General features: G+C 36.3%; 30 protein-coding genes. 17 read left to right on the forward strand and 13 right to left on the reverse strand.

Annotated elements, in window-relative coordinates:
* The first annotated feature begins 78 nt into the window (after window positions 1-78).
* Genes BLR62_RS09005 through BLR62_RS09015 form a run of 3 tightly spaced genes read left to right on the forward strand, consistent with a single transcriptional unit; the run spans window position 79 to window position 2,092 of the window.
* Window positions 79-732 (forward strand): hypothetical protein, encoded by a 654-nt coding sequence (locus tag BLR62_RS09005; RefSeq protein ID WP_090796028.1) that lies wholly within the window; start codon window positions 79-81, stop codon window positions 730-732.
* A gap of 28 nt (window positions 733-760) precedes the next feature.
* Complete coding sequence (locus BLR62_RS09010; protein WP_090796031.1) at window positions 761-1,504, forward strand: cytochrome c biogenesis CcdA family protein; 744 nt, start codon at window positions 761-763, stop codon at window positions 1,502-1,504.
* Window positions 1,505-1,516: 12 nt separating this feature from the next.
* Window positions 1,517-2,092 (forward strand): redoxin domain-containing protein, encoded by a 576-nt coding sequence (locus BLR62_RS09015; RefSeq protein ID WP_090796033.1) that lies wholly within the window; start codon window positions 1,517-1,519, stop codon window positions 2,090-2,092.
* Window positions 2,093-2,124: 32 nt separating this feature from the next.
* Here the strand turns inward: BLR62_RS09015 and BLR62_RS09020 are convergent, their stop codons facing one another.
* Window positions 2,125-2,880 carry an ABC transporter permease gene (locus BLR62_RS09020; protein ID WP_090796035.1) on the reverse strand — a complete coding sequence of 252 codons (756 nt, stop codon included), beginning with the start codon at window positions 2,878-2,880 and terminating at the stop codon, window positions 2,125-2,127.
* A complete protein-coding gene (locus BLR62_RS09025) occupies window positions 2,877-3,599 on the reverse strand; it encodes an ABC transporter ATP-binding protein (protein ID WP_090796038.1) in 723 nt (240 codons plus the stop codon). The genes BLR62_RS09020 and BLR62_RS09025 overlap by 4 nt, the downstream gene beginning before the upstream one ends.
* A 259-nt stretch (window positions 3,600-3,858) precedes the next feature.
* On the opposite strand from BLR62_RS09025, the gene BLR62_RS09030 reads away from it, so the two are divergent.
* Window positions 3,859-4,308: a Dps family protein gene (locus BLR62_RS09030; protein ID WP_090796039.1), complete on the forward strand. Its 450-nt coding sequence runs from the start codon at window positions 3,859-3,861 to the stop codon at window positions 4,306-4,308.
* 21 nt (window positions 4,309-4,329) lie between these two features.
* Here BLR62_RS09030 and BLR62_RS09035 read toward each other — a convergent pair whose 3' ends face one another.
* The 4 genes from BLR62_RS09035 to BLR62_RS09050 all read right to left on the reverse strand — a co-directional run bounded on the left by BLR62_RS09035 (window position 4,330) and on the right by BLR62_RS09050 (window position 6,714).
* A complete protein-coding gene (locus BLR62_RS09035) occupies window positions 4,330-4,704 on the reverse strand; it encodes a response regulator (protein ID WP_090796042.1) in 375 nt (124 codons plus the stop codon).
* Between the two features lie 154 nt (window positions 4,705-4,858).
* Entirely contained in the window at window positions 4,859-4,963 is a 105-nt protein-coding gene (locus BLR62_RS09040) for a YjcZ family sporulation protein (protein ID WP_090796043.1), read from the reverse strand.
* Window positions 4,964-5,049: 86 nt separating this feature from the next.
* Window positions 5,050-5,910 (reverse strand): Cof-type HAD-IIB family hydrolase, encoded by an 861-nt coding sequence (locus BLR62_RS09045; protein WP_090796046.1) that lies wholly within the window; start codon window positions 5,908-5,910, stop codon window positions 5,050-5,052.
* A 15-nt stretch (window positions 5,911-5,925) separates the two neighbouring features.
* Window positions 5,926-6,714 carry a Cof-type HAD-IIB family hydrolase gene (locus BLR62_RS09050; protein WP_090796047.1) on the reverse strand — a complete coding sequence of 263 codons (789 nt, stop codon included), beginning with the start codon at window positions 6,712-6,714 and terminating at the stop codon, window positions 5,926-5,928.
* A 118-nt stretch (window positions 6,715-6,832) separates the two neighbouring features.
* Between BLR62_RS09050 and BLR62_RS09055 the strand changes: the two genes are divergently transcribed.
* Together BLR62_RS09055 and BLR62_RS09060 are read left to right on the forward strand one after the other, a co-directional pair.
* The gene (locus BLR62_RS09055) at window positions 6,833-7,807 is read left to right on the forward strand and encodes a DUF4003 family protein (protein WP_090796050.1); all 975 of its coding nucleotides are present in this window, start codon (window positions 6,833-6,835) and stop codon (window positions 7,805-7,807) included.
* Window positions 7,808-7,834: 27 nt separating this feature from the next.
* Window positions 7,835-8,059 (forward strand): hypothetical protein, encoded by a 225-nt coding sequence (locus BLR62_RS09060; protein ID WP_090796051.1) that lies wholly within the window; start codon window positions 7,835-7,837, stop codon window positions 8,057-8,059.
* Between the two features lie 54 nt (window positions 8,060-8,113).
* Here the strand turns inward: BLR62_RS09060 and BLR62_RS09065 are convergent, their stop codons facing one another.
* Entirely contained in the window at window positions 8,114-8,314 is a 201-nt protein-coding gene (locus tag BLR62_RS09065) for a cold-shock protein (protein WP_090796054.1), read from the reverse strand.
* A 307-nt stretch (window positions 8,315-8,621) separates the two neighbouring features.
* On the opposite strand from BLR62_RS09065, the gene rlmN reads away from it, so the two are divergent.
* From rlmN to BLR62_RS09080, 3 genes are all read left to right on the forward strand, one after another.
* Entirely contained in the window at window positions 8,622-9,686 is a 1,065-nt protein-coding gene (rlmN, locus tag BLR62_RS09070) for a dual-specificity RNA methyltransferase RlmN (RefSeq protein WP_090796055.1), read from the forward strand.
* A gap of 137 nt (window positions 9,687-9,823) precedes the next feature.
* Window positions 9,824-10,303 carry a hypothetical protein gene (locus tag BLR62_RS09075; protein ID WP_090796058.1) on the forward strand — a complete coding sequence of 160 codons (480 nt, stop codon included), beginning with the start codon at window positions 9,824-9,826 and terminating at the stop codon, window positions 10,301-10,303.
* Window positions 10,303-10,821, forward strand: coding sequence for a permease (locus BLR62_RS09080; protein WP_090796059.1), 519 nt, complete (start codon window positions 10,303-10,305; stop codon window positions 10,819-10,821). Before BLR62_RS09075 ends, BLR62_RS09080 begins: the two co-directional genes overlap by 1 nt.
* Before the next feature lie 48 nt (window positions 10,822-10,869).
* On the opposite strand, the gene BLR62_RS09085 is transcribed toward BLR62_RS09080, so the two are convergent.
* Entirely contained in the window at window positions 10,870-12,156 is a 1,287-nt protein-coding gene (locus tag BLR62_RS09085; RefSeq protein ID WP_090796062.1) for a lysine N(6)-hydroxylase/L-ornithine N(5)-oxygenase family protein, read from the reverse strand.
* Window positions 12,157-12,505: 349 nt separating this feature from the next.
* Here BLR62_RS09085 and BLR62_RS09090 point away from each other — a divergent pair, with 349 nt between their 5' ends.
* Window positions 12,506-14,188 (forward strand): glycoside hydrolase family 13 protein, encoded by a 1,683-nt coding sequence (locus tag BLR62_RS09090; RefSeq protein WP_090796065.1) that lies wholly within the window; start codon window positions 12,506-12,508, stop codon window positions 14,186-14,188.
* 15 nt (window positions 14,189-14,203) lie between these two features.
* On the forward strand, window positions 14,204-15,871 hold the full coding sequence (locus BLR62_RS09095) for a glycoside hydrolase family 13 protein (protein ID WP_090796067.1): 1,668 nt from the start codon (window positions 14,204-14,206) through the stop codon (window positions 15,869-15,871).
* 51 nt (window positions 15,872-15,922) lie between these two features.
* Here the strand turns inward: BLR62_RS09095 and BLR62_RS09100 are convergent, their stop codons facing one another.
* The 5 genes from BLR62_RS09100 to BLR62_RS09120 form a co-directional block, all read right to left on the reverse strand.
* The gene (locus tag BLR62_RS09100) at window positions 15,923-16,186 is read right to left on the reverse strand and encodes a hypothetical protein (RefSeq protein WP_090796069.1); all 264 of its coding nucleotides are present in this window, start codon (window positions 16,184-16,186) and stop codon (window positions 15,923-15,925) included.
* 179 nt (window positions 16,187-16,365) lie between these two features.
* Window positions 16,366-17,271, reverse strand: coding sequence for a homoserine O-acetyltransferase MetA (metA, locus tag BLR62_RS09105; protein ID WP_090796071.1), 906 nt, complete (start codon window positions 17,269-17,271; stop codon window positions 16,366-16,368).
* Between the two features lie 104 nt (window positions 17,272-17,375).
* Complete coding sequence (locus tag BLR62_RS09110) at window positions 17,376-17,513, reverse strand: YvrJ family protein (protein ID WP_090796073.1); 138 nt, start codon at window positions 17,511-17,513, stop codon at window positions 17,376-17,378.
* Between the two features lie 71 nt (window positions 17,514-17,584).
* On the reverse strand, window positions 17,585-17,797 hold the full coding sequence (locus BLR62_RS09115; protein ID WP_090796074.1) for a DUF2922 domain-containing protein: 213 nt from the start codon (window positions 17,795-17,797) through the stop codon (window positions 17,585-17,587).
* A gap of 32 nt (window positions 17,798-17,829) precedes the next feature.
* Complete coding sequence (locus BLR62_RS09120) at window positions 17,830-18,054, reverse strand: DUF1659 domain-containing protein (protein ID WP_090796077.1); 225 nt, start codon at window positions 18,052-18,054, stop codon at window positions 17,830-17,832.
* 130 nt (window positions 18,055-18,184) lie between these two features.
* On the opposite strand from BLR62_RS09120, the gene BLR62_RS09125 reads away from it, so the two are divergent.
* The 6 genes from BLR62_RS09125 to BLR62_RS09150 all read left to right on the forward strand — a co-directional run bounded on the left by BLR62_RS09125 (window position 18,185) and on the right by BLR62_RS09150 (window position 22,805).
* Window positions 18,185-18,964, forward strand: coding sequence for a Cof-type HAD-IIB family hydrolase (locus tag BLR62_RS09125; protein WP_090796079.1), 780 nt, complete (start codon window positions 18,185-18,187; stop codon window positions 18,962-18,964).
* Between the two features lie 39 nt (window positions 18,965-19,003).
* A complete protein-coding gene (locus BLR62_RS09130; RefSeq protein ID WP_090796081.1) occupies window positions 19,004-19,273 on the forward strand; it encodes a DUF6171 family protein in 270 nt (89 codons plus the stop codon).
* On the forward strand, window positions 19,273-20,436 hold the full coding sequence (locus tag BLR62_RS09135; RefSeq protein WP_090796083.1) for a M20 family metallopeptidase: 1,164 nt from the start codon (window positions 19,273-19,275) through the stop codon (window positions 20,434-20,436). Before BLR62_RS09130 ends, BLR62_RS09135 begins: the two co-directional genes overlap by 1 nt.
* A 107-nt stretch (window positions 20,437-20,543) precedes the next feature.
* Entirely contained in the window at window positions 20,544-21,404 is an 861-nt protein-coding gene (locus tag BLR62_RS09140) for an ABC transporter substrate-binding protein (protein WP_090796085.1), read from the forward strand.
* 26 nt (window positions 21,405-21,430) lie between these two features.
* Window positions 21,431-22,090, forward strand: a complete 660-nt coding sequence (locus tag BLR62_RS09145) for an amino acid ABC transporter permease (RefSeq protein ID WP_090796087.1) — start codon at window positions 21,431-21,433, stop codon at window positions 22,088-22,090.
* Window positions 22,083-22,805, forward strand: a complete 723-nt coding sequence (locus tag BLR62_RS09150; RefSeq protein ID WP_090796089.1) for an amino acid ABC transporter ATP-binding protein — start codon at window positions 22,083-22,085, stop codon at window positions 22,803-22,805. Before BLR62_RS09145 ends, BLR62_RS09150 begins: the two co-directional genes overlap by 8 nt.
* Window positions 22,806-22,957 lie beyond the last annotated feature (152 nt).

Raw genomic sequence — 22,957 nt, forward strand, 5'->3', positions numbered from 1 at the left:
TTTGAGATTTATACCTATTACGGTATAATGATAAACGCACATACATAATAAATTATGAAGAATTAAAGAGGTGTCAACATGCCCGAAGCGATTCTGATCGGCCCACTGGTCATTCAAGCAACCGTTATTATTACCGTCGTTAGTTTAGGATTGGGTGTAGGCTTTTTTTGGTTTACCAGTCCTTTTGAAACGCATTTAAAAAAACGTCATTTAAATTATTTAGTTGATCTCATTATTACGTTTATTATAGCGATGATCATAAGCAAGATGATTTTACATATCGAACTGGTCTTCACGGATCCAATCGCTGTACTTGCCTATCCAAGTGATTCCAGAGCTTTTTATATGGCAACAGCAGTCCTTTTCATCTTTATTTATCGTCATATTAAACAAGGAAACTATAATGGTGGTGAGTTTTTAAACACATCTGTTCGTTTTATTTTATCAGCCCATTTTTTTAGTTTGTTTGGCTCTTTAATTTTAACAACGCAGTATGTGTCCATTGTTCAATTGTCTATTCATTTATTGTTGTTAATGGCGATTGTAATATGGCCTAAAGTATTCGATCATCATTTTATGGCTGTCATTGTGATCGTGTGGGGACTCGGCCAAGCGTTTGCATCACTATTTGATACGATGGTGTTATTCGGTTTTTACGTTTCATCTATATATTATGTATTAATCGGTTTAATCGGTCTGGTCTATATTTATGTTGTTAAACGTAAGCTTTAACAATTCAAGAAAGTAGAGGTTTTTTAAAATGGAAGCAGCAACAGATATTACGATATGGCTAGCCTTAAGTGCTGGCTTACTATCTTTCTTATCACCATGTACTTTGCCTATTTTCCCGGCTTATTTATCCTATATTACTGGGGTTAGTGTGAAAGACTTGCAAGAAAAACGCGATCATAAATTGCAAGGCAGGTTACTGATCCATGCGATTTTCTTCTTATTAGGCGTATCATTAATTTTCTTTAGTTTAGGTGTAGGGGTATCCTTCCTTGGTCAATGGCTTCAAGGCTTATTAGCGGGTGAATCAGGTGTTCTTATACAAAGAATTGCTGGTATATTTTTAATTTTGATGGGGCTTATTGTTGGTGGTTGGTTAACGATTCCAACACTTATGAAAGAAAAACGTCTCCAATTTAAGAAGAAGCCGATCGGACTTCTCGGAAGCTTTTTTGTTGGTGTGGGATTTTCTGCAGGATGGACACCTTGTATTGGCCCTATTTTTGCTTCCATCTTAATTCTTGCTGCGACAAGTCCTGCGCAGGGTCTACTTTATACGAGCTTTTATATTGTCGGCTTTGCTATTCCGTTTCTCGTCTTAACGTTCTTTTTAGGCTACGCAAAATGGCTCGTAAAATATAGTGAACGGATTACGAAGATTGGTGGCGGTTTGATTATTTTGTTTGGTGTCTTATTGTTTACTGGTTATTTAGCACGTTTTTCAAATATGCTATTGCGCTTTGTTGAAAATACATGGTTTTCTAATCTAGGTTAGGTGGTGTGAAGAATGAAAAAATGGATTATTATGGCCGTTTTGCTCGGTTTATTTGGTTGGGCTGTTTATGACTTCTTAGATGAAGGAGACGATGTGACCGCAGATGATTTTGAAGTAACAGATGAAACAGATCTTGAAGGTGATGGTGCTATTGATTCAGATTCAATAGGATTAAACATTGGTGATACAGCCCCGAACTTTGAACTTGAGACGTTATCAGGTGATACCATTCAGTTAAGTGATTACAGAGGCGAACGTGTCATGTTAAACTTCTGGGGAACATGGTGTCCGCCATGTCGAGCGGAAATGCCAGATATGCAACGTTTCTATGAAAATGAGGATGTTGAAATTCTAGCTGTAAACTTGACGACAACAGAATCAAGTCGCCAAGATGTCGATGACTTTATCGAGGATTTTGAATTGACCTTTACGATCCCGATGGATGATACAAATGATATTGCAATGCTTTACGAGATAAGACCTGTTCCAACGACCTTTATGATTGATTCAAATGGTGTGATTCAGCATAAAGCGCTAGGTGCATTAAATTATGAACAGATGGTTGAATCCTTATCCGTCATGGAATAGTTATATAAAAAGATCTCTAGTTGCTTATGCGACTAGAGATCTTTTGTAATTAATTGCATCTTTTCGTTGAAAAGAGTTGGGTAAACTAGAAATCCGATCATGACACTCGTTAAAACGGCTGTTGTCATAAGTAAAAAGACAATCAGCAATTGGAACTGAACGGCTTGAATCGGATCAGCCCCTGCAATAATTTGACCGCTCATCATACCAGGTAATTGAACAAGACCAATTGTTTTTTGATTTTCAATTGTCGGTATGGTACTTGCTTTAATCGATGTCATTAGCTGTCTATGAATCGCTTGTTTTGGTGTCCCCCCTAATGATAAAATCAGCTCAATCTGTGAGAATTGATTATCGACTTCGTCAGTGAAGCGATTTAAAAATAAAATAGAGAGAACCATCGCATTACCAATGACCATTCCACTGATCGGAATAATATATTGCGGTGTCATCGGGGTGATATTGAACCCTAACAAAATTCCTTGAGTTAGGGTTTCTACTGTTATATAGGTTAAGACGAGTTTCCATGTCATTCCTTTGATTTTGTGTCCTTTTTTTCGTGCGTTGTGTGTGGCTGCTGTAATAATAAGCGCCACCATTAACCATGTGAACAAAAGATGATCAGCATTAAAGACATATTGCAGCACATAACCAACGATAAACAGTTGAATAATCGATCGAATCGTTGCTATGAGTATATCCTTTTCGATATTAAGTTTAAGTCCATAAGCTAGTGCTAATGGAATGATTACGAATAACAATGTAAGTGTTAAGGTTTGAATCGTCATTGATTTTCTCCTTTAATAAATGATAAGACATCTTGATTCGTCGTTTGCTCTAGTTCATGACTGGTTGATTTTTCGATGACTTGTCCATCTTTCATAATCCATATTGATTCGCTAACCTCTTTTGCTTGTTCGATCGAGTGTGTAATCCAAAGAATGGTCAGACCGAGTCTTGAGTGAAGATCTTTTACGAGTGACTCGATCGCTTTTTGTGAGACGGGGTCAAGAGATGACGTAATTTCATCTAATAACAAAATGGTGGGTTGATTGACCAACGTTCGAGCAATCGACACCTTTTGCTTTTGACCACCTGATAAAGTGCGTGCATCTTGCATAAGTATTGATGGGTCTAAGTTGACGAGTGTTAATAATTCCTTTGCTTTTTCTTCTGATAAGGTCTCATCTTTTAATTGAGTAGGTATCGATAAGTTATCATAGACGGTGCCTTTAATCATGATTGCTTCTTGTAAAACGATACCAACAAGTTGCCTTAATTCAATCGGATCAAATGTATCAATAGATTTGTTTTGAATATAAATATGACCTGAATTTGCTGTTTTAAGTCCGTTTAACAGCCTGAAAAGAGTGGACTTACCAGATCCTGAGGGGCCAATGAAACTCGTCATCGTACCAGTATCTATGGCTCCAGATATATTATTTAAAATAAGTGTATTCTCTAACTTATAAGAAATATTCTTGAGTTTAATGATTGGTTGTGTCATGATGCATCACTCCTAGATTAATGTATCGTTTAGTAGCAGCTCGTATATATTTTAGTCGAAATATAACTAAAAAACAAATATGTAAAAACACTTGATTAATAATATATATTATATTATAATTATTATAAATAATTCGAAGGGATGTTGGGTATCTTATTGATAATTAATATAAAGTAACGATTTTAGGTTTAACATATTTTTAATCGGGAAGATTACCAACAGAACTAAAATATTCATAAAAACATGGAGGTATTTACTTATGGCAGAATCAACAGCATTACAAGATCATTTAAACAAATTAGTCGCAACACACGGGGTATTATTTACAAAATTGCATCAACATCATTGGTTTGTGAAAGGGCCTAATTTCTTCACACTTCACGAAAAATTTGAAGAACTATATGATGAAGTTAATGAGCATTTTGATGAATTTGCTGAACGATTACTAACAATCGGTGGCGAGCCATTCTCAACGTTACAAGAATTTCTTGATAATTCTTCTGTTAAAGAGGTGCCGTACACTAAAGATGTTAAACAAGTCGATATGGTAAAAAGTGTACTAGAAGATTTCGGTACGCTTGCTGAGGACTTAGCTAAAGGGATCGAATTAGCAGGTGAGGCTGAAGATGACATTACAGAAGACATGTTCATCGGTTATAAGACAGAAGTCGAAAAACATATGTGGATGCTAGAAGCTTATTTAGGCTAAATGGCAATATTAAAACCCTGATTAATGATCAGGGTTTTTCATTTGGATAATTTGATTCATCTTATCAAGTAAACCACCAAAATTAGGTTTGCGTACAAAGTCTTTGGCTCCTAAAGATAAACATTCCTCAACAATAAAACTAGATCCAATAGCTGAACACATAATAATGCTAGCATCCGGATCAATCGCCATAATCCGTTTAAGAACCTCATTTCCAGCAAGCTCAGGCATATGAATATCTAAAAGGACGAGGTCAGGCTTTAATTTACGATATTGCAATATGGCTTCATAACCGTTCTTTGCTTCGCCAGAAATGATATAACCACCTTTAGCCACAATCGACATCAACCATTTACGCATGAAAGAAGAATCATCAACAATTAATACAGAGTACATTTAAAGTCCCCTTTCATGTTAAATACATACAGGCGTATTTTATCAAATTTATACATGAAAAGCGACATTCTTATCTTAATTTAGTGCTAAGGGTGGTTTCAATTGGCTGTTAATGACAAATACTTTCACAAATTAATTACTTTTTGGTATTTGTTTATGCATAAAAAGATGCGCCTACAATGACCAATAAAATAAATAGAACAACAATTAAAGTAAAACTAGTACCGGCTCCTGAATAAGGTTTTTGACAACCATACATATCTCGTCACCACCTTTGACTGGTTCTTACTAGTAAGATATGTTTTTATAATCAATGCGATAGGGCGTGTATCTGAATATGGGTTTCTAATTGTTGATATATTTGTAAATCGCTTGTTTTACTCCGTCTTCATCATTTGAAGCGGTTGTGTCGAAACACTTTTGTTTGATGGCTAAGTCAGCGTTGTCCATGGCGATACTATAGCCTACCCATTCAAGCATAGACAAGTCGTTATAATTATCCCCAATAGCTAACACATTCTTCGGGTCAATCGATTTTGGTTGGATCCATTTTTTTAATGTAATGCCTTTTTGCGCTTCTGGATGATTAAACTCTATATTATCAACGCCTGAAGAGGTCATTTTCAGTCCATCTGATCCGTCTAATGATCTTCGAATACGTTCAAGTGCATCTGCTTCAATTGAGAAGGCTAATGCTTTATAAATATGAACACGCTCATCCATTAATATACTTGAAAGATCTTCTGTAAAAATAAACGTCTCTTCTTGGAAGCGTTGATTTGCTCTTTTTTCAACCTCTTCTCGGCTTACTTCTGGGTGGTTAGACAATAACATATTGATAAGTACATCTTTAAAGTCCGTTAAATCTTTCGAGTAAATGCCATGATTGGTATACAATTCTAAATAGGCGTTTTCTTTCTCAACGGTTTGAATAATGGCTTGAATTAAATCTTTATTCATGTCGATGGTGAGTACTTGCTCACCTTCTTTATTATATGAATTCGCACCGTTTAGACAAATAATCGGACAATTTAGACCGGCGCGGTCAAGAGGGCGCTTAGCCGACTCAAAAGATCGTCCAGTCGCTACAACTACCTCGATACCTTTTGATTGTGCATATTGAATGGCTTCACGGTTGCCATCTGAAATGTCTCCATTTGTTTGAAGTAAGGTTCCATCTAAATCTGTTGCAATTAAATCAATCATTTATATTCTCCTATCTTAGTCGATCACGTTTAATTTTTTCAATCCGTTATAAATGCCATCGTTTTGAACACTAGTCGTTGTATAATTGGCAAAGTCAAATAAGTCAGGGTGTGCATTGCCCATAGCAAATCCGTATTTAACTGTTGATAGCATTTCGCGGTCATTCAAACCATCACCAAATGCAATTGCCTCTTCAGCTGTAAACCCTAGTCGATCAAGGACAAATTCGATTGCCTTTCCTTTGTTAACACTAGCTTGAATCACATCATAATTGTTCATAAGACCTTCTACATTAACTTGTGAGAAAAAGATTGAATGTTGAGTTTTGTAATGAATGATCTCGTCTTTTTGAACATTTAAAAGTGTGATACCTAATATCTCATTTGCATAATCTGGATTATATGTATCATTATGGGTAATTTGAAAGTGTTGAATGAACTTGTTTACATGATCAGGTTCTGTACTGGTAAACAAATTTTTATCCTTTGTATATAATACGAGTTCATGGTCTAGCTTTTTAGCTAAGGATACATAGTGATTGACTAGTGATTCAGGAATAAAAGCCTGGTAAATTTCTTCTCCTTGATAAATGGCATAAGCCCCGTTGTATCCGATTGCTGAATGTATGTTTAACTGATTTTTTACATCTTTTAATTCAAGTAAAGGACGTCCAGTTGCTAAGAAGACGTCAATTCCTTTTGCTTTTACTTTTTCGATTGCCTCTATTGTTGAATCTTGAATTGTGTGATCAGGTGTTAAAATCGTTCCGTCAATGTCTAAAAATAATAGTTTCGGTTGGCTCATGATTGTTTAACTCCTTTTTGAGGTGCTTATAATAGTTTATCATATTTATGATTAAAGTGAGTAACCAAAGGGAATTCCAATTGTAATAAAAGATTTAGACAGAGAGGAAAGGTTCATTATGTCAGTTAACTATCCAGAAATTAATTTATATCATACAAATATGAAGAAACTATATAATCATTTGAAATGGCGGTTCATTGATCGTCAAACGATTCTTACGATGGCCTTTAGTTACGCACTTGCACATAAAAAAGTGGATATTAACCAATTTGAACAAGTCAGTCAAAAGATAAAAAAGAGAGCAGGGTTCTTTACAACACTACAACGTGTTCAACGTTATATATTAACGACACAATTAATCGCTAACTATGATGATCCGATTCAAAAAGTGGATCAACTATTTTCAGCGTATCACTCATTGGTTCATTCAGCATTTAAAAAAGAAACATCAACTTATTTTACAGCACTGTTGTTATTAGATGAAGACGAGGCGGAAATAAATGCACAAATTGATAAAGCGCTCGAACTTTATCAAAAACATAAAAAAGAGCATCCCATATTAGTCGATCGATCCATTTATCCGTATGTCCTTCTCTTAGCGCGAAATGACAATTCCGTTGAGGCGATTTTAGAAGAGGTGGAAAATCATTACCAAACATTATTGGAACAAGGGTTCAAGATGAGTATCGAAACATTTTGGACAAGTCAGTTGTTAGCGTTAAGCGGTGATCGTGTTTCGACCTCAGATGTGGTTAAATTATTTCAAATGATGAAAGAAAGAGGATGGAAGGTTAAACCAGAGTTGTACCCATCACTTGCTTTACTGTCTTTATCTAGACATGATCAGGATGTGATCAATGAAATTGAAAATAGAATTAATGCGTTAAACGAGCGAATTGAATGGCGTAAGCAAAAGTCTTTATCAAAGTCATTTGCTATCCAGTTATTTTTAAATGAACAGTCAGAGGGGTCTAACTTGAATTATGAAGTGTTACGATTATCCAGACAACTTGTCCAAGCACAACAAATAGCTGTTATTGCTGCATTAACAGCTAGCACGGTTGCTTCAAATCAATCGTCTTCAAATTCTTAATTTACTTAATAGTAGGGGGGATTGTATATGCCTTTTGTTGCCGGTGTGATCTTTTTGATTGCGGGATTCGCTCTGTGGTTGTTTTTTAAATACACATTAATTGTGTTGAATCAATTAGGGAGAGGACTGGGGCAAAATCAAAACTTTCAAAATCATCGTTCTGAAAAGGTCGTGATTTGCTCTACATGTGGATCGAAAGTGTATTCAAAACAGGGGAGTGCTTATTGCGATCATTGCCGACAATATATTTAAACGTAAAAAAGAGAACGAGTAAAACTCGTTCTCTTTAAATATAATCAGCTTTTATTAGTTTTTTTCAACGTTTGCTGCTTGTGGTCCACGGTTACCTTCTTCGATATCGAAAGTTACTGCTTGACCTTCTTCAAGTGTTTTAAAGCCTTCGCCTTGGATAGCTGAGAAGTGTACGAATACATCGTCTTGTCCTTCAACTTCGATAAATCCAAAACCTTTGTCTGCGTTAAACCATTTTACTGTACCTTGTGCCATATTACTTTTCCTCCTAGTGTGGACATTTTCCACACAATGTATTACTATTCTTGCTCAAGCATTCAAAACGAAACCTTTCACGTTGCTAGTTACTTGAAGTGTTTTGTCGAACAAAATAGCTAAGTTCATTATAACAAGCGAAATTGTTAATTGCAACCCTATTTCATCAAAATAATAATTTTTCTTTAAAAAATTCTGACTTTTTTAGATTAGACGAACTTTTTAGCTATATTTGTTGCTTAAGTATTCAACAGCAGTTACTATGGTAACAGTACAAACGATGAATTTCAAGTGAGGAGTATTTTTAATGGAAGAGAAAAAGTCCATCTATGGATTAACGAAGAAACAGTTGTCAGATTGGTTTGTCTCTCAGAATGATAAAAAATTTAGAGCAACGCAAGTTTGGGATTGGTTATATGTAAAGCGTGTCAAAACATTTGATGAGATGACGAATTTAAATAAAGAAACAAGAGAACGATTGAAAGAACACTTTACAATAGGAAGTTTAACAGAAGAGATTAAACAAGAATCAGAAGATGGAACAATTAAATTTCTATTTAAGCTCTCTGATGGCAATTTAATTGAAACGGTCCTCATGCGGTTTTCTTACGGCTTATCGGTCTGTGTGACAACTCAGGTGGGATGTAATATTGGCTGTACATTCTGTGCGAGTGGTTTATTAACGAAAGATCGCGATTTAACGAGTGGCGAGATCGTCGAACAAATTATGAAAGTCCAACATCATTTGGATGAAGTTCAAAAAGATGAACGCGTTAGTCATATTGTTGTGATGGGAATTGGAGAGCCATTCGATAATTATGATCACACGATGGATTTCTTAAGAATTGTTAACCATCAAGAAGGTTTATCAATTGGGGCACGTCATATTACCGTGTCGACAAGTGGTCTGGCTCATAAAATTAAAGAATTTGCCGATGAAGATATGCAAGTGAATTTGGCTATTTCAATTCATGCACCAAATGATGAACTCAGAACACGCATTATGAAAATCAATAAAGCATTTCCGATTAAAAAATTAATGGATGCAGTTGATTATTATTTAGAGAAAACAAATCGTCGGATTACATTTGAGTATATCCTATTAAAAGATGTGAATGATCATAAAGAAGAAGCGATTCAATTAGCTAAATTATTAAAAGATAAGCGCCATTTATCATACGTGAATTTAATACCTTATAACCCAGTAGAAGAACATAATCAATATGATCGAAGTGAAAAACAAGCGATTTTAACTTTTTATGAAACATTACTCAACCAAGGTATTAATTGTGGTGTTCGTGTCGAGCAGGGTTCTGATATTGATGCAGCTTGTGGTCAATTAAGAAGTAAACAAATGAAGAAAAATGCTTAACTCATAAAATGAAGTGCCAAGATAGCTCGTCTATTTTGGCGCTTTTTTTATTAGGAGCATGGGTGAATGATTTGACATTCTAAAAGCCACTTCATTATACTGTTAGGGGTATATAATTATTTAGAAGGGACGATTACATGAATATAGCATTTTTTCTTTACTCCGTTATTGGAGTGTTATCGATCATATCGTTTTTCACTGATCGCGAGAAAACAAAACGCGCAGCCAAAAAAGCGTGGAACATGTTTAGTAAGTTATTACCGGAGCTCATGGCAATTCTATTGTTTGTCGGGTTATCGTTATCGATTTTAACACCTGAGTTTATTTCATCTTTTATTGGTGATCAATCAGGTGCACTTGGTGTTGTGGTATCAACGGTTATAGGATCTGTTGCATTATTACCAAGCTTTGTTGTGTTTCCGTTAGGAGAGACTTTAGTGCAAAACGGGGCTGGCTTACCACAAGTTTCAGCGTTAATGGCGGCGCTTGTAGCGGTTGGTTTTGCAAGTTTACCAATGGAGATAAAATTGTTTGGACGTCGTTTTGCTTACATGCGTAACGGATCAGCGGTCTTGATGTCTGTATTATTTGCAATGATTGTGTGGGTGATTTTTTAATGGCGATACTTAAACGGTTTAGAGCATTGATCGGATTACTTTTAGTTTTAGGTTTTATTTATCTATTTAATCAAGAAACAGCTCAAGATGCAGTTTTTTTAACTTGGGATAGCTTAGTAGACATGATGGCTCTCCTGCCACCCATTCTAATGTTAGTGGGTTTAATGGATCAATGGATTGATAAAGAGATGTTAATGAAGTACATGGGTGATGATTCCAAGTTCACGGGTATATTTATTACGTTATTGTTGGGTGGATTAGCAGCCGGTCCATTGTATATTGCTTTTCCAATTGCGATTATGTTGCTTAAAAAAGGCTCCAATATTCGATACGTTGTTTTTTTCTTTGGAGTTTGGACCATTGCGAAGCTGCCAATTGTTCTCTATGAAATTGCCTCATTTGGCTGGGGGTACACAATTGTTCATGTTGGCTTCGGTTTAGTTTTCTTCTATATCATGGGGATCATTTTCGAGCGTATTTTTGATAAAGACGAACTCATTAAACAAGATATTACGTGATTAATTATTTGTAAAAAGGAGCAGGTTTTAGTTAACCCGCTCCTTTTTTCATTGAAATTGTGTGAATATACCACCAGTTTGACGTTTGTATCGCTGCTCATTTGTGATCGTGTTAATAATCTGAACGTTACGATCAACTGTTAATCCAAGGTTTGTTGCACTACTACCGTGGGAGTGAACGAGGTCAGTCTGGGTGAAAAAGTGGGAATGATCCCCGTTTTTAAAAAGTAATTGATGATCTTTTGCGACTTTGTAATGACGGTCGGACTCATACTGGATAAGGGGTTTAATTCGTTTATTAAACCAATCAGGTATGTTCGGTTTGTATCCAGTTGCTAAAATGATTTTTTCTGTTTGATCTTTAATCGTCTCATCTTTTTGCCAGTGATTATATGTCACAGTGTAATCACTCTCGTTTTTTTCTACATTTTCTAAAGAAGTTAAAGGTTGAATATGAATAGTATCTAATTGCCCATCAATACTTAGGTGGTAGAGTTCATGATAAATCGCATGTAATGTCGCTTGCTGTACACCATTTCGTAAAGGCTTTAACTCATCAAGTGCATCAAGGCGGGTTTTATAATCAAGTTGATGAAAATAGTCGACATAGTCTGGCGAGAAAATTTCTTGTCCTAACTTAGACTGGTCAAGTTGAAAATGCCCTGGACTCCTCGTGTACCAATGAATCGAGAATGAGTGATTTTTTTGTTCCTGAAGTAAGTCTAAGAAAATTTCTGAAGCACTTTGACCAGAACCGACAAGTGTAATTGATTTGGCTTTAACCGTCTTGTCCTTATGAAAAAGATATTGACTCGAATGATGAACATCTTCAACAGGAATATCTTCTAGATCAATGATAGTGTTCGGTTTATGTCCTGTCCCCATCACAACATGATTGGCTTTATATGTATAGGTAGAATCATCGTTATATTTGACAGTTATATGATAGATTTCCTCATCATACATGACATCAACTACACGCGCGCCGAAATAACAGTGATCAAGCTGATGACTTACCCAGCTGGCATATCGGTCGTATTCTTTTCTTGGAATTTCAAATTGATGATAAAAGAAAAAGGGATACAATCGATTGGTCTCATGTAAATAATTTAAATATGTGTAATGACTTTTAGGGTTGGCAAATGTGACAAGGTCTGCTAGAAAGGAGACTTGTAAATCTGTTCCTTCAATTAACATACCAGGATGCCATTTGAATCGAGGTGTTTGTTCGAAAAACAGTCCGTTTATGTCGGGTTGTTCATCAACTAAAGCCGCCAACCCTAAATTATAAGGGCCTATTCCGATCCCTATTACATCATAAACTGTTGCGTCCATATGTCTTACCTCCATAACTTCAATTTAACTAAACTATACCCAATAGGTGAAATATCTAATCATTAATGCTAAAGAAAAGATAATAAAAAAGCATTGAAAACAGTTGCAACGTCATACTAGCTGTGCTATTATAAATTTAAATTGTTTGTGCAATCGTTTGCTCTAATTAAATTAATTTACTTTGTTAAAAAGGGAATAATTGCACGTATTGATTATGTTTTAAAACAAGGTAAGAATGGTTCGCCTTATCGCAAAATGGAATCGCTTAACCTCATCTCTAACAACGGATTAAGTTGAAAAGGTTAGATTTCAGTGTCGTTAAATAAACGTAGGTAATGGAGGGGTAGAAGTGACACAGTGGTGGAAAGATGCAGTTGTTTATCAAATTTATCCGAGAAGTTTCAATGATACAACTGGAAATGGTATTGGAGATATAAAAGGGATTACAGAAAAATTGCCTTATCTTAATCGATTAGGAATTGATGTCATTTGGTTATCGCCGGTTTATCAGTCGCCAAATGATGATAATGGTTATGATATAAGTGATTATCACGCTATTATGGATGACTTTGGAACAATGGACGATTTTCATGAGATGCTTAACGTGGCAGATCAGTTCAACATTAAAATTATGATGGATCTTGTTGTGAATCATACATCTGATGAGCATAAATGGTTTATAGAATCTAAGTCATCAAAAAATAATCCATATCGTGATTATTATATATGGAAAGATCCTAAACCAAATGGTGAGCCGCCAACAAATTGGGGCGCACACTTTGGAGGGAGTACATGGGAATATGATGAACAAACTGAACAATATTATTTACATTTGTTTAGTAAAAAACAACCTGATCTTAATTGGGAGAATGAATCATTAAGACGTGACATTTATGACATGATGCTCTTTTGGTTAGATAAAGGCGTCGCTGGTTTTAGAATGGACGTTATTAATATGATTTCAAAAGATCCCGAATATCCTGATGGTGAACTTCAAGCAACAGGTTTCGGTGATGGTGCACCTTTTTATTTAAATGGTCCTAAAGTACACGATTACTTACAAGAAATGAATCGAGAAGTGTTATCAAAACATGAGACCATTACGGTGGGTGAGATGCCAGGAGCTAATGTTGAACAAGCGAAGCTCTATACCGGAAAAGACCGAGATGAGCTCGACATGGTCTTTCATTTTGAACATGTTGGCCTCGGTGAAGGAGAGCTTGGAAAATTCTCACCTGAAGAGTGGCGATTGACAGAACTTAAAGAGATTTTTTCTTCATGGCAAAAAGGGCTTGATCAAGTTGGGTGGAATAGTTTGTATTGGAGCAATCACGATCAGCCGCGTGCGATTTCACGTTTTGGTGATGAACGCGAGCGTTATCGCGTGAAATCAGGAAAAATGCTTGCGACATGCCTTCACATGTTAAAAGGCACGCCATATATTTTCCAAGGTGAAGAATTAGGGATGACAAATGTTCGTTTTGACTCCATTCAGGATTATCGTGATCTTGAGACACTTAATGCCTATGACGATTTATTGTCTCGAAAATTGCTAACAGAGAATGAAATGATGGAAGCGATCTATCAACGTGGAAGAGATAATGCAAGGACACCGATGCATTGGTCGAATGATAAAAATGGGGGCTTTACTGAAGGTACACCTTGGATTCCAGTCAATCCGAATTATACAACGATTAATGCTGATCTCGTTTTAGACCAACCGGATTCAATCTTTTATTATTATCAAAAACTGATACAATTACGTAAAGAACACGAGATTATTGTAGAGGGAACGTATGAAGACTTATTAAAGGATCATGAATCGCTGTTTTGTTATAAGCGAGTATATAAAGAACAGGAGCTCGTTGTGCTTTGTAACTTTACAGACAACCGAGTTGAATTTGAATTACCTGAATCGATTGAGCTAACTGAAGAGCCATTGATTACAAATGACTCGACGCCAATCATCCAGAGTGATCAAACCTATCAATTAGAGCCTTACCAGGCATCAGTGTATTTAATACAGAAGTAAGCGGGGGATGAGAACATGACAAAACAAAAATGGTGGAAAGAAGCAGTAGCTTATCAAGTTTATCCAAGAAGTTTTAAAGACTCAAGTGGTGACGGAATTGGAGATATCAATGGTGTTATCGAAAAGTTAGATTATTTGAAAGATTTAGGTATTGATGTCATTTGGATGAGTCCGATTTATCAGTCGCCAAATGATGATAATGGTTATGATATTAGTGATTACAAAGATATTATGCCTGATTTTGGGACGATGGAAGACTTTGATCGATTATTAGAAGAAACACATAATCGAGGCATGAAATTGATTATGGACCTCGTCATTAATCATACATCAGATGAACATGAGTGGTTTATTGAATCCCGTTCATCAAAAGACAATCCATATCGTGATTATTACATTTGGCACCCAGGGAAAGATGGAAAAGAGCCGAATAATTGGGAGTCAATTTTCAACGGTTCAGCTTGGCAATATGATGAAAAAACAGGTGAATATTATTTACATGTATTTTCAAAAAAACAGCCGGATTTAAATTGGGAAAATCCAGATGTGAGACGTGATTTGTATGATATGGTGAATTGGTGGTTAGATAAAGGGATTGATGGCTTTAGAGTAGATGCAATTTCCCATATTAAAAAGCGTGACGGTTTTCCAGATATGCCAAACCCGAATAATGAGGACTATGTTGAGTCTTTTGATGGCCATATGAATCAAGAAGGTATAGGAGAGTTTCTGACTGAGTTTGCGAATGAAACGATTAAAAATTACGATGTAATGACAGTTGGTGAAGCAAATGGCGTGACGGTTGATGATGCCGAGGAGTGGGTCGGAGAAGAGGGTGGCTATTTTGATATGGTCTTCCAATTTGATCACTTAGATTTATGGGGATCAAGTTTAGATGGTGGAATTGATCTTAATGCATTGAAAAAAGCGTTAACAAAATGGCAAAAAGGTTTAGAAGGAAAAGGGTGGAATGCTCTATTCTTAGAAAACCATGATCAGCCTCGTTCCGTTTCAACTTGGGGAAATGATGCAGAGTTACGTAAGACATCTGCTAAAGCGCTTGGAACCTTGTATTTCTTCATGCAAGGAACGCCATTTATTTATCAAGGGCAAGAAATTGGTATGACGAATGTTCGCTATGATTCAATTGATGATTATAATGACGTGGCGACGAAAAACATGTACCATAAAGAAATAAATAAAGGCAAATCACACGACCAAGTGATGAAAATCATTTGGAAAAATTCACGAGATAACTCACGGACTCCTATGCAGTGGACAAGTGAGCCGCAAGCAGGTTTTACAACAGGTAATCCGTGGCTTATGGTGAATTCAAATTATCCTGATATTAACGTTGAACAAAATTTAAATGATCCAGATTCGATTTATCATTATTATAAGCAAATGATTGCACTTCGCAAAGAGACGAAGACACTTGTTTATGGAAAGTATGATATTGTTGAAAAAGATCATGAAACGGTGTTTGCGTATACGCGTCAATTTGAAAATGATACGTATTTAATTGTTGTGAATATGTTTAGAACGAATACGACACTTGATTTAACTGATCAATTTGAATTGACGGATCTAAAAATGAGCAATTATCAAGTACATGACGCACTTGATCCTAAACTATCACTACGACCATATGAATCAAGAGTGTATCACGTTACAGAAAAATAAATGGATACAAAAAGGCTCGCCTCTTATAAGAGACGAGCCTTTTACATTACATTAACAGCAAATTTCTTCATCTTGCATATCAACAAGTTTGGTCTGGTAGTGTCCATTTTTTATATCTGGGATTAATGGATGGATATAACGCTGAATACAATCAGATTGTTTATTTAATTGATCAAGAGGAAAATAAACAAATCCTGAATTTTCATCTAGTATGGTTAACTGAATCTCACCTTCAGCTTCTTGTGCTGCGACTAAACGACACCCTTCACCTTTTGGAGCTAATTCAATAGAAATATTAACTGCCTCCCTTGTCATCAAAGCTTGACTTTGATGTTTTTTATCTCATCTTTAAATACCACTATAAAAATAGCATATGAATATGTGTGTGTAAAGGCGTAAAAGAGCGGTTTTATAAGGGTTTTTAAACATGATAAGAGCTCTATCGTCAAAAGGTTTGAATTGCTTTTAAATCGTTTAATATTCGCGCTGTTTGACTACCATTTAAATGGTGTCTCTTGATAAACGAAGTAATTCAGCCAATTCGAGAATAATAAATAAGCTTCTGAACGCCAACGATTCTTAGGGATATTATCGCAATTATTTTCCGGGAAATAATCTGTCGGCATGTGAACATCTAGTCCACGATCACGGTCGCGTTGATACTCTTTGGCTAAAGTATCAGCGTCATATTCAATATGGCCTGTAATCATAATATGCCTTTCATCTTTTGAAGTAATAATAAAAGGACCGGCCTCATCTGAATGATCGAGTATGAGTAAATCGGGATGATCGGCAACGGACTGGTAATCAGCATCCGTATGCCTTGAGTGTGGAACGGTAAACTCATCATCAATCCCTCTAACGAGCTTATTCGTTGCCTCAACTAATTCATGTGTAAAGAGTCCGCTTATTTTATCAGCCCGCTCGGATTTTGTAATATTGTAATGATGATAAAGCGCTGCTTGAGCCCCCCAGCAAATATGAAGTGTGGAAGTCACATGACGATTCGACCAATCCATAATTTCTGTTAACTCATCCCAGTAGTCTACATCTTCAAATTCCATCTGTTCGACAGGCGCACCTGTGATAATAAAGCCGTCATAACGTTTGTGCTTAACATCTGTAAATGTTAAATAAAATTGCTCGAGGTGAGTTTTAGGAACATTTTTAGGTTGATAACTTTCTGTATGAATGAAATCAACAGACACCTGCAGGGGTGAATTACTAAGCAGTCTTAGTAATTGTGTTTCGGTTGCTTGTTTATTTGGCATTAAATTCAATATTAATATATTGAGTGGACGAATGTCTTGAGTCGTCGCACGTTTTTCTTCCATTAAAAATATATTCTCTCTTTCTAAAATAGAGCGAGCAGGTAATGTTTTTGGTACATTAATTGGCATGAATAGATCCCCCCAATGGCAAAATAATCTTAACGTCTATTATAGACTTCTTGATTCAATCCAGCAATGTAAATTAAGATTATTCTGACAATATGGAGGTATGTTTATTTTAGCTTATCTGGTAGGGCAACGATTGAAGCAATTAATGTATTAAGCTTGGTTTCAATTCGGTGGAGTAAATAAAAGGTAACGACCACCGGGAATCCAACATCTGTTAACAAACCGATCCAATGTTCTTCCATTATACTAACTCCTTTCTTAAGATCTTTGTTTTAGAAAAATAGAAAAAGGGAGCAAAAGAGCCCCCTTATTCCTACCATTCAATATCTTCTACATAACGTTCAACAATACGTGCGCTATGTTTTTCAACGAGGTCTCCGCCATTAGAGAAGAATGTATTCGCTTCTATCATGTCATCCATGACTTGACGAATGGTTTCAGGATCAATGGATTCAACCGGGTCTTGTAAAGAAATTGTAACAACTCGATTATCTTCATTTGTAAATTTTAATTCTAGTGTTTTCATTTATTCACCTCCATTTTAAAATGATTTTTACATTAGGAAACAGTCAATAACTCAACATCATTTCGTCGCAGCTCATGAAGCGGATGCTGCTGAAGAGAAACAAGCATCGTTGCGACATGAATTAAATCACTAGCTGTGGCGTCTGTTTTGATATTGTTGAATGAACGTGTCTGTGTTATTGCCTCGCCCGTTTCATCGTCTGTTCCGACATAAAAAATTAATTGTAAACGTGAATTAATACGTTGTGCTGTTGGCATGTGTGATCACCTCCTTTTGTCTATATAATCGATCGTTCTTCTTCTAACAGGCCTATTTATTTTCTTAGAGAGAAAAATTAAATTATGCTATAATGCAGAAAATAGATCATGACAGAAAGAAGGGATGTAAATGGCCACTCGTTCATTAATATTTTTCGATATAGATGGCACATTATTAGATGAACATAAACAATTACCACAAACGACAAAGGAAGCGGTTTTCCGTTTGAAAGAAGCGGGGCATATTGTTGCTATTGCAACAGGACGCGCTCCATTTATGTATGAAGATTTAAGAAAAGAATTAGACATCGATTCCTATGTGAGTTACAACGGCTCTTACGTTGTGATTGAGGGGGAGGTTATCTTTAAAAATGCATTACATAAGCCAGATTTATTAGCCTTAGCAAAAGAGGGGCTTGCAAATGATCATCCAATTGTTTTTATGGATGAATATGATATGCGTGCAAATGTTCCAAATCATAACTCAATTAATGAAAGTATTGAGTCATTAAAGATTGGTGTATTTCCGAGTTATGATCCTTTGTATCATGAAGGGCGTGATCTCTATCAATCGTTATTTTTCTGTACTGAAGATGAATTGCAATCGTATGAACAGAACTATCCGTCATTTGATTTTGTACGTTGGCATCCTCTATCTGTTGATGTTCTTCCATCTGGTGGGTCTAAGGCAAAAGGGATTCAAGAAGCAGTTAAGCGCTTAGGGTTTGATGAAGATCATGTGTATGCATTTGGTGATGGGTTGAATGATGTTGAAATGTTGACATCTGTTAAAAACAGTGTTGCCATGGGCAATGGTGTTCCAGAAGCAAAAGAAGTTGCCTCATTCGTTACTAAGGATGTAGCAGATGATGGTTTGCTGCATGGGATTAAGGAAATGGGATTGCTTTAATGATTAATTGAAGGATTAAATCAGAATGTAGGTGATGATGTGACCTGTAAAGGGTGTCTTGAAACCGTTCACTACACAAAAGAAGAAGTACATGCATTAGTAGAAGAGCAGCTTCTTTTTGAGGAAAACCTTGTTGATGAGGCGACCTATCAGAATAGATTAGATGAATGTGAGAAGTGTCCGCATCTCCAATACGAAACAACGTGTGGATTTTGTGGCTGTTTTGTTGCCTTTAGAGCGAAACTTGCAGATAAAGAGTGTCCGAGTCCTGAGAACAAAAGATGGTATAAAAAGAAGGGGGTTACATAATGAAGAAACAGCTTCAAGAAGAATTTGAAAAAATTGAATCAGAATTACAAGAGATGAGTCGTGAACTTTTTGAAAATCCCGAATTGGGTGGGGAAGAATATAAGTCATCACAATTATTGATCGACTTTTTAGAAAAGCATGAATTTATTGTGGAGAAAGGTGTTGTAGATCGTCCTACAGCATTTAGAGCTGTTTATGATTCGAATAAAGAGGGTAAAGCAATTGGTTTTATGTCTGAATATGATGCGTTACCTGGCGTTGGTCATGGTTGTGGTCATAATTTAATTGCGACAATGGGTGTTGGTGCCGGTGTTGTTTTAAGTAAGGTTTTAGACAAAACAGGAGGTAAAGTGATTGTTTATGGAACACCTGCTGAAGAGACAAACGGTGCCAAAGTGCCAATGTCAGATGCCCAATTTTTTGATGAATTAGATGCGGCGATGATGGTACATCCTGAAGGTGAATCATCTATGAGCGGTGAGTCGCTAGCAATGGATGCGATCCAGTATAGCTATCATGGTAAAACAGCACACGCAGCTGCTGCTCCTGAACAAGGGATTAATGCACTAGATAGTGTGATTCAATTGTTTAATGGCATAAATGCATTAAGAGAACACCTAAGGTCAGATGTTAGAATTCATGGTGTTATCAATGAAGGAGGAACAGCCGCTAATGTCGTTCCTGATTATGCATCCGCTCAATTTTATATTCGTGCCAAAGATCGAGCGTACTTAGATGAAGTGGCATCAAAAGTCCAATCTATTGCAGAAGGTGCTGCACTGATGACTGGTGCTCAACTTTCCATTGAAAATTATGAGCTGAGTTATGATGATATGCGAACGAATGAGCCATTATCAGAAGCTTTTCGCTCAAATTTAGAAGCACTGGGAGAAGAAACGATTTTACCTGCTAAAAAAAGCTTAGGCTCGATTGATATGGGTAATGTGAGTCAAGCAGCACCTGCCATTCATCCATACATTGGTATGAATATGCCTGGAGTCGTCGCTCATACGACGACTTTTGCCAATCAGACGATGACCAAATCGGGGATGGACGCCTTAAGAAAGGGTGGCTTATCCTTAGCGATGACAGGTTATGACGTTCTAACAAATGCTGATCTGTCTCGTGAAATAAAGCGAGCATTTGAAGAAACTAAAAAATAATAAACTTTTTTGAGTATTTCTCTTCCCAAAAGCACAATAGTTTGTTAAAATTCATTATCATGAATAAATATACAAGAAAGTTTCATAACAAGAAGGGGAGTATAGAGATGAAAAAATTAAGTTTGTTACTCATTTTAGCGTTTGTTTCGATTGGTTTAATCGCATGTGGTGCAGATGATGAATTACCAGATGTGGAGAACGAAGCAGAAGATGCACCAGCAGATGAAGGCGAAGAGATTTCTGAAGATGTTGAAGATCGTGATACATTGATTATGGCAACTTCAGCTGACTTTCCACCATTTGAATCACGTAATACAGATGGAGATATCGTTGGTTTTGATATTGATCTTGCTCATCACATTGCAGATGAACTAGGTTACGAGCTTGAAATTCGTGATATGAGTTTTGATGGTTTGATCGGTGCACTCCAGTCTGATCGAGCAGATATGGTCTTATCAGGTATGTCAGCAACTGACGATCGTCGTGAAAATGTTGACTTCTCAGTTGAGTATCACCGTTCTGGAGAGATGTTTATAACAAGACAAGATTCAGGTATTGAAGAAATCGATGATATTGAAGGTACAACAGTAGGTGTTCAATTAGGTACCATTCAACAAGAAGGTGCTGAAGCACTACAAGAAGATTATGATTTTGAAATTAGTGCACTTGATGATGCGCAAGCTTTAATTCAAGAATTGTTATCAAACCGTATTGATGTCGTTTATTTGGATAGAGCGGTAGCAACAGGCTTTATTGAATCACAAGATTTAGAAGGTTTTGATGACCCAACACGTGTGTCACCAGGAATGGCTGTTGCTTTTCCTAAAGGTAGTGATCTCGTTGATGATGTAGATGCTGTCATTGAAGAAGCATTAGAATCTGGTTTTATTGATGAACTAGAAGATGAGTGGTTATCGGATTTAGATGAAGAAGCTGAAGAAGAAGTCGAAGAATTTGAAGAAGAATAATTTGAAATAGAAATGAGGTGTAAGGCATGAATTTGGACTTTAGCCAAATCGTGCCTTATATTCCTTTTATGATAGAAGGAATATGGGTAACTTTACAATTCGTACTCGTTGCAATTCTAGTTGGATTTGTAATTGGTACATTATTAGCGTTATGTAAAATTGGAAGCATTAAACCACTACGTTGGTTTGCGGATGCTTATACATCGATGTTTAGAGGGACACCGCTGATTTTGCAATTGATGATTATTTATTTTGCGATCCCTCAATTATTTGCTTATGATATTTCACCTTTTTTATCCGCTATATTGGCATTCGGATTAAATTCATCTGCCTATGTATCTGAAATTATTCGGGCAGGTATTTTAGCGGTTGATAAAGGCCAAACAGAAGCAGCTGTAGCTCTCGGTGTGCCTTATCGTCAAATGATGATTAATATCATTTTGCCTCAAGCACTTAAAAACATTTTACCGGCTTTAATGAATGAATTTATTACATTAACAAAAGAATCAGCGATTGTATCAACAATCGGTTATTTAGATTTAATGAGACGTGCACAAGTTGTTGGTGCTGATTTATATCGTAACTTCGAACCGCTTTTATTCGTCGGTATTTTGTATTGGTCGCTCGTTATGGTATTAAGTCTATTAGGTCGTTGGGTAGAACGGAGGTTGAATGTAAGTGATTAATGTTGAACATTTACACAAGTCATTTGGAGAATCAGAAGTATTACACGATATTTCAACAGAAGTAAAAAAAGGCGAAGTTGTTTCAGTGATTGGCCCATCAGGATCGGGTAAATCCACATTCTTACGTTGTATTAACTTGTTAGAAAAACCGACTAAAGGAACCATTCGAGTGGCAGATCAAGATTTGACAGATCCTAAAACCAATGTCACAAAAGCACGTGCTAAAATTGGCATGGTTTTTCAACACTTTCACTTATTCCCTCATCTAACTGTTTTAGATAATTTAACTTATGCACCAATGAAAGTTAAGCACTTATCTAGACAAGAAGCAGAACAAAAGGGAAGAGAGTTATTAGAAAGAGTAGGATTACAAGATAAAGAAAGTGCTTATCCCAATAGCTTATCAGGTGGTCAAAAACAACGTGTTGCGATAGCAAGAGCTCTTGCAATGGAGCCAGAGCTCATGTTATTTGATGAACCAACATCAGCACTTGACCCTGAAATGGTAAAAGAAGTGTTAGATGTTATGAAAGACCTCGCGCATTCGGGTATGACGATGCTAGTTGTCACACATGAGATGGGATTTGCAAGAGAGGTAGCCGATAAAATCTTATTTTTAGATGAAGGACATCTTGTTGAATCAGGAGAACCGAATCAGTTTTTCGACAATCCACAATCGACTCGTGCACAAGACTTCTTAGCAAAAATATTATAATATTAAAAAGCTACGCCGCTAAAGGTGTAGCTTTTCTCTTGAATTGAACTTGAATTCTGGCTCTAAAATATATGTTGGGGTAAAGATACAATTCAACATGTTGCTTTTATAATAAAGTGATGTGTGATCGACTACTCGCTTGCCGCGGGCAC

This window comes from Pelagirhabdus alkalitolerans (genome assembly GCF_900096905.1).
Classification (GTDB): domain Bacteria; phylum Bacillota; class Bacilli; order Bacillales; family Amphibacillaceae; genus Pelagirhabdus; species Pelagirhabdus alkalitolerans.

Bases quoted from the DNA above. Each gene is read 5' to 3' on its own strand.
- BLR62_RS09005 (WP_090796028.1), top strand. From the start codon at position 79: ATGCCCGAAGCGATTCTGATCGGCCCACTGGTCATTCAAGCAACCGTT.
- BLR62_RS09010 (WP_090796031.1), top strand. From the start codon at position 761: ATGGAAGCAGCAACAGATATTACGATATGGCTAGCCTTAAGTGCTGGC.
- BLR62_RS09015 (WP_090796033.1), top strand. From the start codon at position 1,517: ATGAAAAAATGGATTATTATGGCCGTTTTGCTCGGTTTATTTGGTTGG.
- BLR62_RS09020 (WP_090796035.1), bottom strand. From the start codon at position 2,880: ATGACGATTCAAACCTTAACACTTACATTGTTATTCGTAATCATTCCA.
- BLR62_RS09025 (WP_090796038.1), bottom strand. From the start codon at position 3,599: ATGACACAACCAATCATTAAACTCAAGAATATTTCTTATAAGTTAGAG.
- BLR62_RS09030 (WP_090796039.1), top strand. From the start codon at position 3,859: ATGGCAGAATCAACAGCATTACAAGATCATTTAAACAAATTAGTCGCA.
- BLR62_RS09035 (WP_090796042.1), bottom strand. From the start codon at position 4,704: ATGTACTCTGTATTAATTGTTGATGATTCTTCTTTCATGCGTAAATGG.
- BLR62_RS09040 (WP_090796043.1), bottom strand. From the start codon at position 4,963: ATGTATGGTTGTCAAAAACCTTATTCAGGAGCCGGTACTAGTTTTACT.
- BLR62_RS09045 (WP_090796046.1), bottom strand. From the start codon at position 5,910: ATGATTGATTTAATTGCAACAGATTTAGATGGAACCTTACTTCAAACA.
- BLR62_RS09050 (WP_090796047.1), bottom strand. From the start codon at position 6,714: ATGAGCCAACCGAAACTATTATTTTTAGACATTGACGGAACGATTTTA.
- BLR62_RS09055 (WP_090796050.1), top strand. From the start codon at position 6,833: ATGTCAGTTAACTATCCAGAAATTAATTTATATCATACAAATATGAAG.
- BLR62_RS09060 (WP_090796051.1), top strand. From the start codon at position 7,835: ATGCCTTTTGTTGCCGGTGTGATCTTTTTGATTGCGGGATTCGCTCTG.
- BLR62_RS09065 (WP_090796054.1), bottom strand. From the start codon at position 8,314: ATGGCACAAGGTACAGTAAAATGGTTTAACGCAGACAAAGGTTTTGGA.
- rlmN (WP_090796055.1), top strand. From the start codon at position 8,622: ATGGAAGAGAAAAAGTCCATCTATGGATTAACGAAGAAACAGTTGTCA.
- BLR62_RS09075 (WP_090796058.1), top strand. From the start codon at position 9,824: ATGAATATAGCATTTTTTCTTTACTCCGTTATTGGAGTGTTATCGATC.
- BLR62_RS09080 (WP_090796059.1), top strand. From the start codon at position 10,303: ATGGCGATACTTAAACGGTTTAGAGCATTGATCGGATTACTTTTAGTT.
- BLR62_RS09085 (WP_090796062.1), bottom strand. From the start codon at position 12,156: ATGGACGCAACAGTTTATGATGTAATAGGGATCGGAATAGGCCCTTAT.
- BLR62_RS09095 (WP_090796067.1), top strand. From the start codon at position 14,204: ATGACAAAACAAAAATGGTGGAAAGAAGCAGTAGCTTATCAAGTTTAT.
- BLR62_RS09100 (WP_090796069.1), bottom strand. From the start codon at position 16,186: ATGACAAGGGAGGCAGTTAATATTTCTATTGAATTAGCTCCAAAAGGT.
- metA (WP_090796071.1), bottom strand. From the start codon at position 17,271: ATGCCAATTAATGTACCAAAAACATTACCTGCTCGCTCTATTTTAGAA.
- BLR62_RS09110 (WP_090796073.1), bottom strand. From the start codon at position 17,513: ATGGAAGAACATTGGATCGGTTTGTTAACAGATGTTGGATTCCCGGTG.
- BLR62_RS09115 (WP_090796074.1), bottom strand. From the start codon at position 17,797: ATGAAAACACTAGAATTAAAATTTACAAATGAAGATAATCGAGTTGTT.
- BLR62_RS09120 (WP_090796077.1), bottom strand. From the start codon at position 18,054: ATGCCAACAGCACAACGTATTAATTCACGTTTACAATTAATTTTTTAT.
- BLR62_RS09125 (WP_090796079.1), top strand. From the start codon at position 18,185: ATGGCCACTCGTTCATTAATATTTTTCGATATAGATGGCACATTATTA.
- BLR62_RS09135 (WP_090796083.1), top strand. From the start codon at position 19,273: ATGAAGAAACAGCTTCAAGAAGAATTTGAAAAAATTGAATCAGAATTA.
- BLR62_RS09140 (WP_090796085.1), top strand. From the start codon at position 20,544: ATGAAAAAATTAAGTTTGTTACTCATTTTAGCGTTTGTTTCGATTGGT.
- BLR62_RS09145 (WP_090796087.1), top strand. From the start codon at position 21,431: ATGAATTTGGACTTTAGCCAAATCGTGCCTTATATTCCTTTTATGATA.